Source organism: Flavobacterium oreochromis (assembly GCF_019565455.1).
Lineage (GTDB): Bacteria > Bacteroidota > Bacteroidia > Flavobacteriales > Flavobacteriaceae > Flavobacterium > Flavobacterium oreochromis.
Window position 1 is genome coordinate 2583656 of sequence record NZ_CP067377.1, and the last position, 15937, is coordinate 2599592.

Consider the following 15937-nt stretch of genomic DNA (forward strand, 5'->3'; position numbering starts at 1 on the left):
GTATTTAATAAAATTATAACCATTTAATTCATTAGTGAAATGAAGGGGAAAAATAGAAATAAAATGAAATATGTTTTTTTTGCGGCTTTATTTGCTTTGTCTGGTATTCTTCAAGCACAAAATAATACTAAATTCAGAGTTTGTTTAGATGCAGGACATGGTAATCAGGATTTTGGTGCTACTTATCATGGTTATGTAGAAAAACAAATTAATTTGGCTATTGTCTTAAAATTAGGAGCTATTTTAGAAAAAGATCCTACTATTGATGTTATTTATACACGTAAAACAGATACTTTTATAGAACTTGTTGAACGTGCTAATATAGCTAATAAAAATAAAGCCAATATTTTTGTTTCTATTCATTGTAATGCAAATAAAAATTTAGAAGCATATGGTTCAGAAACCTATGTGATGGGGCTTTCTAAAAGTGCGTCTAGTTTAGCTGTTGCTAGAAAAGAAAACGAAGTAATAAAATTAGAAGATAATTATAAAACTAAATACGCAGGTTATAATCCTAATGCTCCTGAATCTTTGATTAGTGCTACAATTGCACAAGAGGAGTATCTAGATCAAAGTATTGAATTAGCCAGTAGAATTCAAGATAATTTTGATCAAAAAGTAAATAGAAAAAATAGAGGAGTGCATCAAGCACCTTTTATGGTTTTACATAAAGCTTTTATGCCTAGAGTATTAGTTGAAACAGGATTTATATCTAATTCCTTAGAAGGAGCCTATCTAAATTCAGAAGAAGGACAAGAAAATATTGCAAGATCTATAGCTGATGCTATTTTTAGAATGAAAGCGGAACATTTTGGAGGTTCAGTTCCTTTTTAGATATCAAAAAGTCAGAAAGACCTACACCTAAAGATACGACACCAAAAAATAAAGAAGCTATAGTATCTGTAAAAGAACCTGTAAAACAAGAACCTGTAAAGTCAGATACTAAAATAAAAACAGTTGATATACAAAAAGTTGTTTTTAAAGTACAATTAAAAGCTAGTAATACGCAAATAGATATTAAACCCGAAAATTTTAATGGTTTATTGAATGTTTCTTCAGTTTTAGAAGGAGGGTATTATAAATATATGTATGGGGAAACAAATGATTATCAGGAGTCTAGAAAAATGTTAGCAGAAGTTAAATCTAAAGGATACCAATCTGCTTTTCTAGTTCCGTATAAAAATGGAGTTAAAATTAGCCTTAATGAAGCAGTGAAATCTGCTAAGTAATTAGTATTTTTGCAAAAAAAAAGTTTATATTTTGAAAATAACACGAGAAATTAAAACAGCAATTCTAGTAATTGCTTCTATTTTATTATTTATCTGGGGATACAGTTTTTTAAAAGGGAGTAATTTATTAAATAACCATAAAAAACTATTTGTTGAATTTGATAATGTAGAAGGGCTTCTTTCCTCTGCTTCTGTAACTATTAATGGAAAAGTAGTAGGAAAAGTAAGGTCATTAAACTTAACAGATACAGGAAAAATCTTAGCAGAGCTACAGATTAATCAAGATGATTTTCCAATTTCAAAATCAAGTGTCGCTCAAATATACGAACCAGGTTTTATAGGAGGAAAGCAAATAGCTATTATTCCTAACTTTATGGATAAGAATATAGCAGTTGATGGAGACCGATTAAAAGCAGATGTTAAATTAGGATTAACAGATAATTTAGGTAAAAAATTAGCTCCAACTCAACAAAAAATAGAATCATTAGTTCAAGATGCTGATCAATTAATGATTAATGTTAATAAGGTATTAAATGATCAAACGAAAGCAGACCTTCAACAAGCTATTGCTCAGCTTAGTCAAACAATGGCTGAGTTTAATAAATTAGGTAAAGGAGCCAATCAATTATTGGCAACTAACCAAAAAAGTTTGAATCATTCATTAAGTAACATAGAAAAAATTACCACAGATTTTTCTAAAGTATCTAATGAGCTAGAAAAAGCAGAATTAGGAAAAACTTTAAAAAATTTAGAAGGGACTTTGGTAAATGTTAACAAGTTGATGGCTGACATGCAGGCGGGGCAAGGTACTTTAGGTAAAGCTATGAAAGACGAGGCAATGTATAATAATTTTACAAAAGCAGCTAAAGAACTGGAGTTGTTATTACAAGATGTACGTTTACACCCTACACGTTATGTAAATGTTTCTCTTTTTGGTAAAAAGAGAAACCTTATAAAGCGCCAGAAACACAATTGAAATAATTTTAAACCAATCAATCTATTATAGATATATGAATTATTTAAGCAGTTTATTTTTTCTGATTATTCTAGGTGTTGGAATAGGATTTTTTACAAAAAATGTAAAAAAAATCATTCGTAACATAAAGTTAGGAAAAGATATAAATCGATCAGATCGTTCATCAGATCGTTGGAAAAATATGCTCCTAGTAGCATTTGGTCAAAAAAAGATGTTTACACGTCCAATACCTGCAGCCTTGCATTTTGTATTGTATTCAGCTTTTATAATCACCCAAATTGAGTTAGTAGAAATTTTTATTGATGGTATTTTTGGTACTCATCGTTTTTTTAGACCAGCTTTAGGTAGTTTTTATACTTTTTTAATCAGCTTTATAGAAATTTTATCAGTTACCGCCTTAGTCGCTACAGTTGCTTTTTTAATGAGAAGAAATTTATTGAAATTACCTCGTTTAAATAAAACTGAATTATTAGGTTGGCCTAAAAAAGATGCAAATTTAATCTTAATAATGGAGATTATATTAGTAACCTGCATTTTTACAATGAATGGAACTGATGAAGTGTTATATACAATAGGAAAATCACACTTTGAAGGACAAGGATCATTTGGATTTGCGGTATCTCAGCACTTAGGACCCGCTTTTTTTGGAGGTTTAAGCGAAGGAACTTTGCATATTCTAGAAAGAATAGGTTGGTGGGGACATTTTATGATGGTAATGGTTTTCTTGAATTATTTATACTACTCAAAACACTTACATATTATTTTAGCATTTCCAAATACATTTTTTGCAGATTTAAACCCATTAGGGAAATTTGATAACTTAGAAAGTGTTACCAATGAAGTAAAATTAATGATGGATCCAAATGCAGATCCTTATGCTGCAGCACCTGCTGATGCAGTACCAAGTAAATTTGGGGCTTCTGATGTTACCGATTTAAATTGGGTTCAATTGTTAAATGCTTATACTTGTACTGAATGTGGACGTTGTACATCTTCTTGCCCTGCAAATCAAACAGGTAAAAAATTATCCCCTCGCAAAATCATGATGGATACACGTGATCGTTTAACAGAAGTTGGAGATAATATAGAAAACAATAAAGGTGTATTTGTAGATGATGGAAAATCATTGTTAAATGACTATATCACACAAGAAGAACTTTGGGCTTGTACATCTTGTAATGCTTGTGTAGAAGAATGTCCAGTTAATATAAGTCCACTTTCAATTATTATGGATATGCGTCGTTATTTGGTAATGGAACAAAGTGCAGCACCTCAATCTTTAAATGCCATGATGACAAATATTGAAAATAATAGCGCTCCTTGGCAATATAGTCAGATGGATCGTTTGAATTGGAAAGACGAAAATTAATAGTTGAAATTGCAGACTAATCAATATAGAGAGTTATGTCAGAAAATTTAATAGTGCCTACAATGGCAGAAATGTTAGCTCAAGGAAAGCAACCAGAAGTTTTATTCTGGGTAGGATGTGCAGGTAGTTTTGATGATAGAGCTAAAAAGATAACAAAAGCATTTGTTAAAATTTTAAATAAAGCAAGCGTAGAATTTGCTGTTTTAGGAACTGAAGAAGGCTGTACAGGAGATCCCGCAAAACGCGCAGGGAATGAATTTCTGTTTCAAATGCAAGCTTTTATGAATATAGAAGTATTAAAAGCATATGAAACAAAAAAAAATTGTTACAGCTTGCCCACACTGTTTTAATACTTTAAAAAATGAATATCCTCAATTAGGAGGTGAGTTTGAAGTAGTACATCATACAGAATTTCTGAAAGAATTATTAGATAAAGGCCGTTTGACTATTGAAGGAGGACAATTTAAAGGAAAGAAAATAACATTCCATGATCCTTGTTACTTAGGACGAGCTAATAAAATATATGAAGCACCTCGTGATTTAATTCAGAAGTTAGATGCTGAGTTAGTTGAAATGAAACGATCAAAATCTAATGGATTATGTTGTGGAGCAGGGGGAGCACAAATGTTTAAAGAACCTGAGAATGGAGATAAAGACATTAATGTTGAACGTACAGAAGACGCATTAGCCACTAAAGCAGATATTATAGCAGCAGGATGTCCCTTCTGTAATACTATGCTAACAGATGGTACTAAGGCAAAGCATCGTGAACATGATGTGAAAGTGCTAGATGTAGCAGAATTAATAGCTAACGCTCAAGATTTATAATATTCAGATGTATATACCTTTTGAAAATATGCCCCTTGATTCACGAGTTTGGATTTATCAATCAAACCGAAAATTAAGTGAGACTGAAGTGGAAGAAATAGCCGCTTATACTGAAAAATTTCTTGCTGATTGGTCAGCTCACGGTGCTTCTTTAGAAGCATCGTTTGATATTCGTTATAATCGTTTTATTATTTTAGCTGTAAATGTAAGTGTTCAAGCTCCCACAGGTTGTTCAATTGATAGCTCTGTACAATTTATTCAACAATTAGAAAAAAAATACGAAATTGATTTGTTGGATAAAATGAATGTTACTTTTAAAAATGGTGAATTTATTGCCCATAAATCATTAATAGATTTTAAGAAAATGGCTAAAGAAAAAGCTGTTTCTGCTTCTACCATTGTTTTTAATAATTTAGTTAATACTATAGAGGAACTTAATGATTCTTGGGAAGTTCCTGCAAGTGAAAGTTGGCATAGCCGCTTTTTTTAATAATTCAGCATGAGGTTTTCTATTGTAAAATATTTATTTTTTTCTGTTTTAGCTTTCTTAATGATGCAGTGTGCGGTTATAAAAAACCGTAAACGACAAGAGGCTATTACAGCAGAAGCAAAAAATAGTCCTATAATTCAAAAATTTGTAGATCCTACTAAAGAAGGATTTAATTTATTTAATGAATTATCAGGAGAACACAAATGGGTTGATAGTATCTATAATTCCTTAACTTTTGAAGAAAAGTTAGGGCAACTTTTTATGGTTGCTGCTTATTCTAATAAGGATAGTATTCATTTTAATGCTTTAGATGAGTTGATTAAGAATTATAAAATAGGAGGGTTAATTTTTTTTCAGGGAGGACCAATGCGCCAAGCAAAATTAACAAATCGTTTTCAAGCTAATTCTAAAGTACCTCTTTTTGTAGGGAATGATGCAGAATGGGGGCTTAGTATGCGTTTAGATTCAACTTATGCTTACCCTTGGAATATGACCTTAGGTGCTGTTCAAGATATGAAATTAATAGAACAGTTAGGGGAAAGAATGGCAAAAGAAACTAAAAGAATGGGATTACAGTTTAATTTCGCTCCAGTAATTGATATAAATACAAATCCTAATAATCCCATAATAGGAAATCGTTCTTTTGGAGAAAATAAAGAAGAAGTAACGAAACGTGCTGTAGCTTTAATGAAAGGAATACAAAGTCAAGGTGTATTTGCTACAGGTAAACATTTTCCAGGTCATGGAGATACTGAGACAGATTCTCATCATACATTACCAGTTGTAAATTTTAGTAAAGAACGTATTGATTCAGTAGAATTATATCCCTATAAAAAAATGTTTAATTTGGGGCTGTCTTCCGTTATGGTAGCTCATTTAAATGTTCCTAGTTTAGAAGAACGTCAAAATTATCCTTCATCTATATCATATAATATAGTAACTAATATCTTAAAAAAAGAATTAGGATTTAAAGGGTTAATCTTTACAGATGCTCTTAATATGAAAGGAGCAAGTAGTTTTAAAAAACCAGGAGATATAGATTTAGAAGCATTTTTAGCAGGAAATGATATTATGTTGTTTGCACAAGATGTTCCTGCTGCTATTACTAAGTTTACTCAAGCTTATAATGAAAAAATAATAACAGATGAACGTATTGAACATTCTGTTAAAAAGATTTTGAGTTATAAATATAAAGCGGGATTAAATCAGTATAAACCTATAGAATTAGCAGGACTTTCGAGTGATTTAAATGCAGCTGAAGTAAATAAACTACAGTATAAATTATATGAGAATGCTATTACTGTTTTAAAGAATGAACATACTTTATTACCCATAAAGGATTTAACGAAAGCAAAGATTGCGTACGTTAAATTAGGGGATGACTCAGGTACCGTTTTCTTGAATACATTGAAAAAATATGCTCAAGTAGAGGAAATGGAAGAAAAAAATTTAGATACCCTTCTGGTAAATTTGAAAGAGTTTAATACTGTAATTATAGGATATCATAAATCAGATAAAGCATGGCGTAAACATGATTTCTCAGAAAAAGATTTACTTTGGTTAGAAAAAATAGCAGCTCAAAATCATGTTATTCTAGATGTTTTTGTAAAGCCATATACATTACTTAAAATAAAATCCTTTGATGATATAGAAACTCTAATCGTTAGTTATCAAAATGGTGATATTCCTCAAACTATTTCGGCTGAATTAATTTTTGGAGCAGTAGAAGCAAAAGGAAAACTACCTGTTTCTATTAAAGATTATTTTAAAGTAGGAGAAGGTTTATCTACTGAAAAAATTAATCGTTTAGGTTTTGCTTCTCCAGAAGGAGTAGGGATGAGTTCTTATAAATTAAATGAAATTGATGCTCTAGTTACAAAAGCAATTGAAGATAAAGTAGCACCAGGGGCACAAGTTTTAGTTGCTAGAAAAGGAAAAATAGTTTACCATAAATCATTTGGTTATCATACTTACGAACAAGATATAAAGGTAAAAAATACAGATATTTATGATATAGCTTCATTATCTAAAATTATTGGAACCTTACCTAATGTAATGCTTGATTATGATAAGGGAAAGATAAAATTAGAAACCCATTTAGGTCAAATGGTTCATAAAGCAAGAGGAAGTAATAAAGATTCAATTGTTTTTAAAGACCTATTGTCACATTATGCTCGATTAAAAGCATGGGAGCCTTTTTATAAACAAACAATTGATTCAGTTACTAAAAAGCCATCTGAAAAATTATACCGTCAAACGTTAAGTAAAGGGTTTACCACTCAAGTGTCTGAAAATTTATTCTTAGCAGATAGTTATAAGGATTCAATTATTTCTAAAATAATAAAAAGTAAATTATTACCTAAAAAGAGTATAAATACAGTGACTTTACCTTTATTCTGTTAAAAGAATATTTGGAAACTCATCATAATACCACTCTTGATAAATTAGCTTATGATAACTTTTTTTCAAAAATGGGAATGAATTCTACTTTATATAATCCTTTGAAAAAGTTTGAAATAGATCAAATACCTCCAACGGAAAAAGATACCTATTATCGTCAAGATCTAATTCAAGGTTATGTACATGATATGGCTGCGGCTATGCAAGGTGGTGTTGCAGGGCATGCAGGTTTATTTTCAAATGCGAATGATATTGCAAAGATGATGCAATTATATTTGAATAAAGGAAATTATGGAGGGATTCAATTTTTTTCCCCTAAGACAATGGATGATTTTAACACTTGTTACTTTTGCACAGAAGGAAATAGAAGAGGAATTGGATTTGATAAGCCTCAGTTAAAAGGGAGAAAGTCCAACCTGTGGTTGTGCTTCAATAACTAGTTTTGGACATACTGGTTTTACAGGAACAATGACTTGGGCAGATCCAGAAAAGGAGTTAATTTATGTTTTTTTATCTAATAGAACGTATCCTGATAGTAATGCTCCAAATAAGTTAGCAAAAGAAAATACTAGAGAAAAAATTCAACAGATTATATATGATTCAATTATAGATTAATCGTTAATATTTAGTGAAATTAGTTTTCAATCTTTCAAAATATAGTAAATTCGTAAAGTAAATTCGTTGCTTTACGAATTTTTTTAATATTACTTTTAAGAAAATAGTCTTGTTTTTGAAAGAGTTTTTATGCTATATCATTAGAAGATCTGTTTTATGAGAGTACAATAGTAAAATGATTTTATAAAAAATATTATTTTTCATTATTTATGAAAATAGCAATTGTTTGTTATCCAACATTTGGAGGTAGTGGAGTAGTCGCGACAGAATTAGGTCTAGAACTTGCCCGTCGTGGGCATGAAATTCATTTTATTACCTATCGTCAGCCTGTACGTTTAGCCCTTTTAAATCATAATGTACATTACCACGAAGTAAGTGTGCCTGAATACCCTTTATTTCATTACCAGCCTTATGAGTTAGCTCTTTCTAGTAAACTGGTAGATATGGTAAAGCTTTATAAAATTGAGATTTTACATGTACATTATGCTATCCCTCATGCTTATGCAGGTTATATGGCTAAACAAATTTTAAAAGAAGAAGGAATTCATTTGCCAATGGTTACTACATTGCATGGGACTGATATAACACTTGTTGGAAATCACCCTTATTATAAGCCAGCTGTTACTTTTAGTATTAATAAATCAGATGTAGTTACATCAGTTTCAAGAAGTTTAAAAGAAGATACTTTAAAATATTTTGATGTAACAAAAGAGATAAAAGTAGTGCCTAATTTTATTGAGATAGAAGAAGTAGAGTCTAAAAATGTAGTTTGTAAACGATCAGTTATGGCTACTCCTGAAGAAAAAATAATTACGCACATAAGTAACTTTAGAAAAGTAAAAAAATACCAGATGTAGTCAAAGTTTTTTATAAAATACAACAAAAAATACCCGCTAAATTAATGATGGTAGGAGATGGGCCTGAAAGAGAAAAGGCAGAATGGCTTTGTAGAGAATTAGGAATTGAAGAAAAAGTTATTTTCTTTGGGAATAGTCATGAAATTAGCCAGATTTTATGTTATTCAGATTTGTTTTTACTTCCTTCTGATACAGAAAGTTTTGGGCTTGCAGCATTAGAAGCTATGGCTAATAAGGTGCCTGTTATATCAAGTAATTCAGGAGGATTACCAGAAGTTAATATAAATGGTGTTTCAGGTTTCTTAAGTTCTGTGGGAGATGTAGATGATATGGCACAAAATGCACTAAAAATTCTTTCTAATAATGAGGTGTTAAATGAGTTTAAAAGAAATGCTTTTGAAACAGCTAAACTTTTTTCTGTGGAAAATATAGTACCTATTTATGAAAACATTTACAATGAAATCATTAATTCAAGGCAAAATGATTTATAAATTTATATTGAATTAGTTGAGTACTTATTTTTAAATTAAAATAATTATAAATAGGACTTAGTTTTTTTAAAGATTCTTCTATATTATAAAATAAGAAAGGCTAGTTTTTAAGTTAAACTAGCCTCATTTTTATTTTAAATGTTAAATAACAATTTTTCTTCCTGTTCCAGGAGCGATATTTTTTTGATCGTCTATGTAGAAATCAATTCGACCTAAATTTATACCGTAAGCGCCTACTTGATTGACTAGAACTTCTTTGTCATCTAAATTCTTTTCAATTACGGGCTTATCTAAAAATGTATGTGTATGACCTCCAATAATTAGGTCGATATTTCTTGTTTTTCTAGCTAAGTGTATATCTGAAATTCTTTCTGGCTCATTTTTGTATTCAAAACCTAAAGTGGGATAAACAAATAATTAAATCACATTTTTCAACCTCTTTTAGTTTTTTTGTTATATCAGTTGCAATTTCTACTGGGTCTAGGTATTTAGTTTCTTTGTAATATCTAGGGTCTACTAAGCCGTATAATTCAACGCCTAAACCAAAAATTCCAATTTTAATACCTGCTTTTTCAAAAATTTTATAAGGCTTAATATGTGTGTCTAATATCGTGTTTTTAAAATCGTAGTTAGCGCAAACGAATTCAAAAGTCGCATTTGGTAACTGTCCGTATAACCCAGTAATTCCATTGTCAAAGTCATGATTGCCTATTGTTGCAAGGTCATATTTCATCATGCTCATTACTTTGAATTCAATTTCGCCACCATAATAATTGAAGTAAGGAGTTCCTTGAAAGATATCGCCTGCATCAAGTAATAATACGTTATCTTCTTCTTTACGGATTTGATTAATAAGAGCTGCTCTTCGAGCTACTCCTCCTAAATTGGGGTTTTTAGGATGTCCTTCAGGAAAAGGATCTATTTGGCTATGTGTATCATTAGTGTGTAAAATAGTAAGTTTTCGTAACGAACCAGCAGTGTTAAAACTACTTAAAGATAATCCTCCTAATCCTAATAAAGCAGAACTAGCAACTGTATTTTTTAAAAAATCTCTTCTTTTCATAATCTTTTCTCTTTAAGTGTTATTCTTGAGTAACTTTAGTAATTTGTGGAACTTTTACGATATCTACTTCATCAAAGTAGTCAATAAGCATATCTCTTAATTTGTAGTCAATAGATATTTTACGAGTAGCTCTTAAGAAAAATTCCATGCGGTCACCACCGCTAGCTAAATAGTCATTAGCTGCTACGTAATAAGTCTTTCCTAAATCTAAATCATTTTTTCCAATTTTAATGTCTTTCGCTTTGTTGTCTGCTGTTATTGTAAAACTCATTCCAGCAAAAGGATGTGGTTTTTTTTCTTTGATAAAGAAATTAATGAAGTCTAAAATTACATCTCCTTTTACTTCTAAAATCATAGCAGCATTTTCAAAAGGCATTACTTCAAAGGCGTTTCTGGCTGTAACATTTCCTAAAGGAATGACAGTACGTATTCCACCACTGTTTAGAACAGAAATGTCGGCTGATTTATTTTCTCTTTCTTTAAAAACTTGACTGCTTTTTTCTAAAATGATTTCAGCAAATAAATCACCAATATTACTTTGAAATTTACTTCCTTTTGTCTTGTCTAATAATTGTGGATTGTAGGCAAGTACTTTGTCCAGGTCTTTATTAATTTGTTGTCTATAAGGAGCTATCAAAGTTTCATATTCTTGAATACTACCTACGCTGGCATCAACTTTAATTTGTTTGCCATGAATTTCTTTTACTACATTTTGTGCACTTGTAGTAAAGCTAAACGTTATTAACGTTAAAATTAAACCAAAATGTTTCATTTATTCCTACTCTTTTTATACTTTTACCTAGCGTTTTTTATGCCAGTTCAAGCCTGTTAACATTAATTCGTTTCAAAAGAAACAAGATGACAAAAGTAATATGTTTATAAACTATATAAAAGAATTATCTTTAAAAAAAATATTAAATTCTACTTTGCAGCAAGTAAAAGATGCTCCTATAGTTAATTCTGTTAAGAAGGTAGGACTATTGCTAGATGATTCTTACCCTTTTAAAAAGAAGAACTCATTAATGAATTAATAAATAATGGATTTAAACGTGATAATATTAAAATTTTACTTTATAAAGATAAGCTCGTAAAAGATCTAAATTTAGGTTATCCTGTTTTTTCTTTTAAAGATATTAATTGGAAAGGTGAGTTTTCAGCCCCTTTTGTTAATGAATTTATTTATACTTCTTTTGATCTATTAATTAGTTATTATGATCAAGGGAAAGCACCTTTGGTATTAGTTACACATAATTCAAAAGCTTTATTTAAAGTAGGCTTTTGTTCAGTAGATAAAAGATTAAATCATTTAATGATTAATACAAATGCCCAAAACTTTAAAGTTTTTGTGCAAGAGTTATTCAAATATTTAAAAATTTTAAAAAGATATAATAAAATGCAATTATTCTTAGGTACCGGTGTAGCTTTAGTAACACCTTTTAAAAAAGATTTTTCAGTAGATGTAGAAGCCTTAAAAAAATCGTTAATTATGTTATCGAAGGAGGAGTAGAATACCTAGTGGTATTAGGAACTACGGCAGAATCTGCTACTTTATCTGTAGAGGAAAAAGAACTTGTGATTAATACAATAGTGGAAACAAATGCGGGAAGATTACCATTAGTTCTAGGAGTAGGAGGGAATAATACATTACAAATAGTAGAAGAGTTAAAAACTCGTGATTTATCAGCTTTTAATGCTATATTGTCTGTTTCTCCTTATTATAATAAGCCAACTCAAGAAGGCATTTTTCAGCATTTTAAAATGGTAGCAGAAGCTTCGCCGCTTCCTGTTATTTTGTATAATGTCCCAGGAAGAACATCTAGTAATATGTTGCCAACTACAGTTTTACGTATAGCTAATGAGTGTGAAAATGTAATAGGAATAAAAGAAGCAGCGGGTGATATAGTGCAAGCTATGAAATTAATACAATTGTTGCCTAAAGATTTTCTAGTTATTTCAGGTGATGATATGATTACATTACCAATGATACTTGCTGGAGGAGCAGGTGTGATTTCCGTAATAGGAGAAGGGTTTCCAAAAGAATTTTCAGAAATGGTTCGTTTAGGGTTAAAACGTAATGTAGATGAAGCTTACGCATTGCATTATAAATTAATGGATAGTATAGATATGATTTTTGAGCAAGGTAATCCAGCAGGGGTTAAAGAAATTTTTAAATCATTAGGGTTATCAGAAAATACATTGCGACTGCCTTTAGTAAATGTAAATGAAGATTTAGCTAATCGTTTAGATTCATTTACAAAACAAATCACTAAATAGCAGAAAAATAAAGTTTTGAAGTAAAAATTAATAATTAACTTTGCACTCTGGCTTTTTGAGAGTGTTTTGTAATATTCTAATTTAAAGTCTTTGAAAAAAAAGTTGACAAGTTTTTATGAATAAATATATAGGTGGTGTTTTAGCTACAATGTTATTAACTTCTTGTAGTGAATATCAAAAAGCATTAAAATCAGAGGATCCAGCTGTGAAATTAACAGCCGCTACTCATAAGTATGAACAAAAAAAATATACAAAAGCTATTCGCCTTTTTGAGCAAATAGCACCAGTGTATAGAGGTAAAGCAGATGCAGAAAACTTATTTTATATGTTTGCTAAATCATACTATACTACTGAACAGTATTATTTAGCAGGTTATCAGTTTGATAGTTTTGGTGCTTTATACCCTAGAAGTAAAAATGCAGAAGAAGCAATGTTTTTAGGAGCTAAATCATATTCAGAATTATCACCTGTTTATTCATTAGATCAAGCAGATACTGAAAAAGCTATCTCAAAAATGCAAGAATTTATTAATAAATATCCAAACTCAAGCTATCTTTCAGAAGCAAATAAAATTGCTTTAGAATTACAGCAAAAGTTAGAAAAAAAGCATTTGAAATAGCAAAACAGTATAACACAATTTCAGATTTTAAAGCATCTTTAAAAGCCTTTGATAATTTTTTAGCAGATTATCCTGGTACTGCTTACAAAGAAAAAGCATTGTTTTATAAGTTAGATTCATCTTACAAGCTCGCTATAAATAGTATTCCTAGTAAAATGGAAGAACGCTTAAAAGAAGCTCGTATTGCTTATAATACATTAATGAAGTTTAAAACAGATTCAAGTTTTAAAAAAGAAGCAGATCAAATGCTGGTTCGTATAGAAAAAGATTTACAACAATTTCAAAAATAGGATATTAGAATGGATTTAAAAAAGACAACTGCTCCAGTTAACACGGTTACTTATAATAAAAATAAAATTGAAGAATCAACCGGAAATATCTATGAAGCTATTACAATTATGGCAAGAAGAGCTAATCAAATTAATTCTGAGATCAAAAAGAATTAATAGAAAAGTTAGACGAATTTGCTACATACAACGATAGTCTTGAGGAAATTTTTGAAAACAAAGAACAAATTGAAGTTTCTAAATTTTACGAAAGATTACCAAAACCTCACGCTTTAGCGGTGCAAGAGTGGTTAGAAGGGAAAATCTATCATAAAAATACTAAATAATATACGTTTTATAACATGTCGGTTTTAAGTGGTAAAAAAATAATACTAGGTGTAACTGGTGGAATTGCCGCTTATAAGTCGGCTTCATTAGTAAGACTTTTAATAAAAGCAGGTGCTCAGGTTCAGGTAATCATGACACCTGCTTCTGTTGATTTTGTTACTCCACTAACACTTTCAACATTATCTAAAAACCCAGTTTATATTCATTTTTTTAATGAAGATGATGCCGCTGCTTTATGGAATAATCACGTAGATTTAGGGATTTGGGCTGATCTTATGATTATTGCGCCTGCAACTGCTAACACAATGTCTAAAATGGTAAATGGAAATTGTGATAATCTTTTATTAGCAACCTATTTGTCAGCTAAGTGTCCTGTTTATTTTGCACCAGCAATGGACTTAGATATGTATAAACATCCTTCTACTTTAGCTAATTTTGATGCTTTAAAAAGATTCGGAAATACTATGATACCGGCTGAGAGAGGTGAATTAGCGAGTGGTTTGTCTGGGGAAGGGCGTATGGCTGAACCTGAAAATATTATTTCTTTTATAGAAAAAGATTTAGAAGCTAAACTTCCTCTAAAAGGGAAAAAAATATTAATTACAGCAGGACCTACTTATGAAGCCATAGATCCTGTTCGATTTATAGGGAATCATTCCACAGGTAAAATGGGATTTGATATAGCTGATGTAGCAGCTAGTTTAGGTGCTCAGGTAGTTTTAATTACAGGCCCTACTTATTTACAGCCTAAAAATAAAACAATTCAAATACAACGAGTACGTTCAGCAGAAGATATGTATAATGCCTGTCATGAGCATTTTCAAACAATAGATGTTGTTATTGCCGCTGCTGCTGTGGCGGATTATAAACCTAAAAATGTAGCATCTCAAAAAATAAAAAAGAATGATGCAACGTTTATAATAGAACTAGAAAAAACAAAAGACGTTTTAGCTTCTCTAGGAGCGATTAAAAAAAATCAATTTTTAATTGGATTTGCACTAGAAACTGAAAATGAAATAGAACACGCCAAACAAAAAATACAGAAAAAAAATCTAGATTTAGTTGTTTTAAATTCATTGAACGATCCAGGAGCTGGTTTTGGACAACCTACTAATAAAATTACTTTTATTGATAAGGAATTTAATATAGAACCTCACGAATTAAAATCAAAAGAAGAAGTGGCTTTGGATATAGTTAATAAAATTGTAAATCATTATGCGTAAACTTTTAATCTTATTTACCTGTTTATTCTTCAGCAAGTATTACGCGCAGGAGTTAAACTGTACAGTAGAATTTAATACAAGTCAGGTTTCGGGAACCAATCAACAAATATTTAAGACTTTAAAAAAATCGCTTACTGAGTTTATAAATAACACTAAATGGACAGATAAAACATATAAGTCTAATGAAAAAATAAATTGTTCATTCCTCTTTAATATTAGTTCCTTTGATAATTTAAATCAGTTTACAGGTAGTTTACAAGTGACAGCTACAAGACCCGTGTATGATGCAACATACACCACTTCTATTTTGAATATTAATGATAAAGAATTAAATTTTACATACAATGAGTTTCAAAATTTAGTATTCAATCCTAATTCTTATGAATCTAATTTGATTTCTGTAGTTGCTTTTTATGCTAATATGATCATTGGAATGGATGCAGATACCTTTGCGTTAGAAGGAGGGACGAAAGCCTTTGAAAATGCTTCTAATATTGTAGCTCAAGCGCAAGTAACACAAGAAAAAGGATGGGTGGCAACCTCTCCCCATAATCGTTATTTTTTAGTGAATGATATGTTATCACCAACTTTTGCATCTTATCGTAAAACCATATATGACTATCATTTAGGTGCATTAGATAAAATGGCTGAAAATTCGAAACTAGGAAAAGAAGCTATTCAAAAAGCAATTTTTAATTTAAAAGAAATTGCAGTATCCCGTCCAAACGCTTATTTGACTCGGATTTTTTTTGATACTAAATCTGATGAAATTTTGAGCGTGTTTTCTGAAGGACCTAAAATGGATGTCGTTCAATTAGTTGAAACATTAAGTAAATTATCTCCTACAAATATTAGTAAATGGAGTCAAATTAGTTTTTAATTTTGCCTC

General features: G+C 30.3%; 9 protein-coding genes and 8 pseudogenes. 15 read left to right on the forward strand and 2 right to left on the reverse strand.

Annotated elements, in window-relative coordinates; translation table 11 throughout:
• The first annotated feature begins 63 nt into the window (after positions 1 to 63).
• The 8 genes and pseudogenes from JJC03_RS18060 to bshA all read left to right on the forward strand — a co-directional run bounded on the left by JJC03_RS18060 (position 64) and on the right by bshA (position 9255).
• A complete protein-coding gene (locus tag JJC03_RS18060; protein ID WP_258931885.1) occupies positions 64 to 834 on the forward strand; it encodes an N-acetylmuramoyl-L-alanine amidase family protein in 771 nt (256 codons plus the stop codon).
• 209 nt (positions 835 to 1043) lie between these two features.
• Positions 1044 to 1229 (forward strand): hypothetical protein, encoded by a 186-nt coding sequence (locus tag JJC03_RS18065; RefSeq protein ID WP_258931886.1) that lies wholly within the window; start codon positions 1044 to 1046, stop codon positions 1227 to 1229.
• 31 nt (positions 1230 to 1260) lie between these two features.
• Positions 1261 to 2205, forward strand: coding sequence for an MlaD family protein (locus JJC03_RS12405; protein ID WP_235873405.1), 945 nt, complete (start codon positions 1261 to 1263; stop codon positions 2203 to 2205).
• A 34-nt stretch (positions 2206 to 2239) separates the two neighbouring features.
• Entirely contained in the window at positions 2240 to 3574 is a 1335-nt protein-coding gene (locus JJC03_RS12410) for a 4Fe-4S dicluster domain-containing protein (protein WP_235873406.1), read from the forward strand.
• A 35-nt stretch (positions 3575 to 3609) separates the two neighbouring features.
• Positions 3610 to 4402 (forward strand): annotated as a pseudogene (locus JJC03_RS12415) ((Fe-S)-binding protein).
• Between the two features lie 7 nt (positions 4403 to 4409).
• Complete coding sequence (locus JJC03_RS12420; RefSeq protein ID WP_088444776.1) at positions 4410 to 4892, forward strand: ABC transporter ATPase; 483 nt, start codon at positions 4410 to 4412, stop codon at positions 4890 to 4892.
• 9 nt (positions 4893 to 4901) lie between these two features.
• Positions 4902 to 7907 (forward strand): annotated as a pseudogene (locus JJC03_RS12425) (serine hydrolase domain-containing protein).
• Positions 7908 to 8116: 209 nt separating this feature from the next.
• A pseudogene (gene bshA, locus JJC03_RS12430) lies at positions 8117 to 9255 on the forward strand (N-acetyl-alpha-D-glucosaminyl L-malate synthase BshA).
• A 141-nt stretch (positions 9256 to 9396) separates the two neighbouring features.
• On the opposite strand, the pseudogene JJC03_RS12435 reads toward bshA, so the two are convergent.
• Positions 9397 to 10318, reverse strand: a pseudogene (locus JJC03_RS12435) (bifunctional metallophosphatase/5'-nucleotidase).
• Between the two features lie 19 nt (positions 10319 to 10337).
• Positions 10338 to 11090: a 5'-nucleotidase C-terminal domain-containing protein gene (locus JJC03_RS12440; protein ID WP_088397941.1), complete on the reverse strand. Its 753-nt coding sequence runs from the start codon at positions 11088 to 11090 to the stop codon at positions 10338 to 10340.
• A gap of 100 nt (positions 11091 to 11190) precedes the next feature.
• Here JJC03_RS12440 and JJC03_RS18070 point away from each other — a divergent pair, with 100 nt between their 5' ends.
• The 7 genes and pseudogenes from JJC03_RS18070 to porD all read left to right on the forward strand — a co-directional run bounded on the left by JJC03_RS18070 (position 11191) and on the right by porD (position 15928).
• A complete protein-coding gene (locus tag JJC03_RS18070) occupies positions 11191 to 11349 on the forward strand; it encodes a hypothetical protein (protein WP_258931887.1) in 159 nt (52 codons plus the stop codon).
• A 32-nt stretch (positions 11350 to 11381) separates the two neighbouring features.
• A pseudogene (locus tag JJC03_RS19255) lies at positions 11382 to 11636 on the forward strand (DUF6913 domain-containing protein); the annotation flags it as partial.
• 75 nt (positions 11637 to 11711) lie between these two features.
• Positions 11712 to 12592 (forward strand): annotated as a pseudogene (gene dapA, locus JJC03_RS12450) (4-hydroxy-tetrahydrodipicolinate synthase).
• A 115-nt stretch (positions 12593 to 12707) separates the two neighbouring features.
• Positions 12708 to 13501, forward strand: a pseudogene (locus tag JJC03_RS12455) (outer membrane protein assembly factor BamD).
• Between the two features lie 9 nt (positions 13502 to 13510).
• Positions 13511 to 13824, forward strand: a pseudogene (locus tag JJC03_RS12460) (DNA-directed RNA polymerase subunit omega).
• 15 nt (positions 13825 to 13839) lie between these two features.
• Positions 13840 to 15048, forward strand: a complete 1209-nt coding sequence (gene coaBC / locus JJC03_RS12465) for a bifunctional phosphopantothenoylcysteine decarboxylase/phosphopantothenate--cysteine ligase CoaBC (protein WP_088397946.1) — start codon at positions 13840 to 13842, stop codon at positions 15046 to 15048.
• Positions 15041 to 15928: a type IX secretion system protein PorD gene (porD, locus tag JJC03_RS12470; RefSeq protein WP_088397947.1), complete on the forward strand. Its 888-nt coding sequence runs from the start codon at positions 15041 to 15043 to the stop codon at positions 15926 to 15928. Before coaBC ends, porD begins: the two co-directional genes overlap by 8 nt.
• The last annotated feature ends 9 nt before the right edge of the window (positions 15929 to 15937 follow it).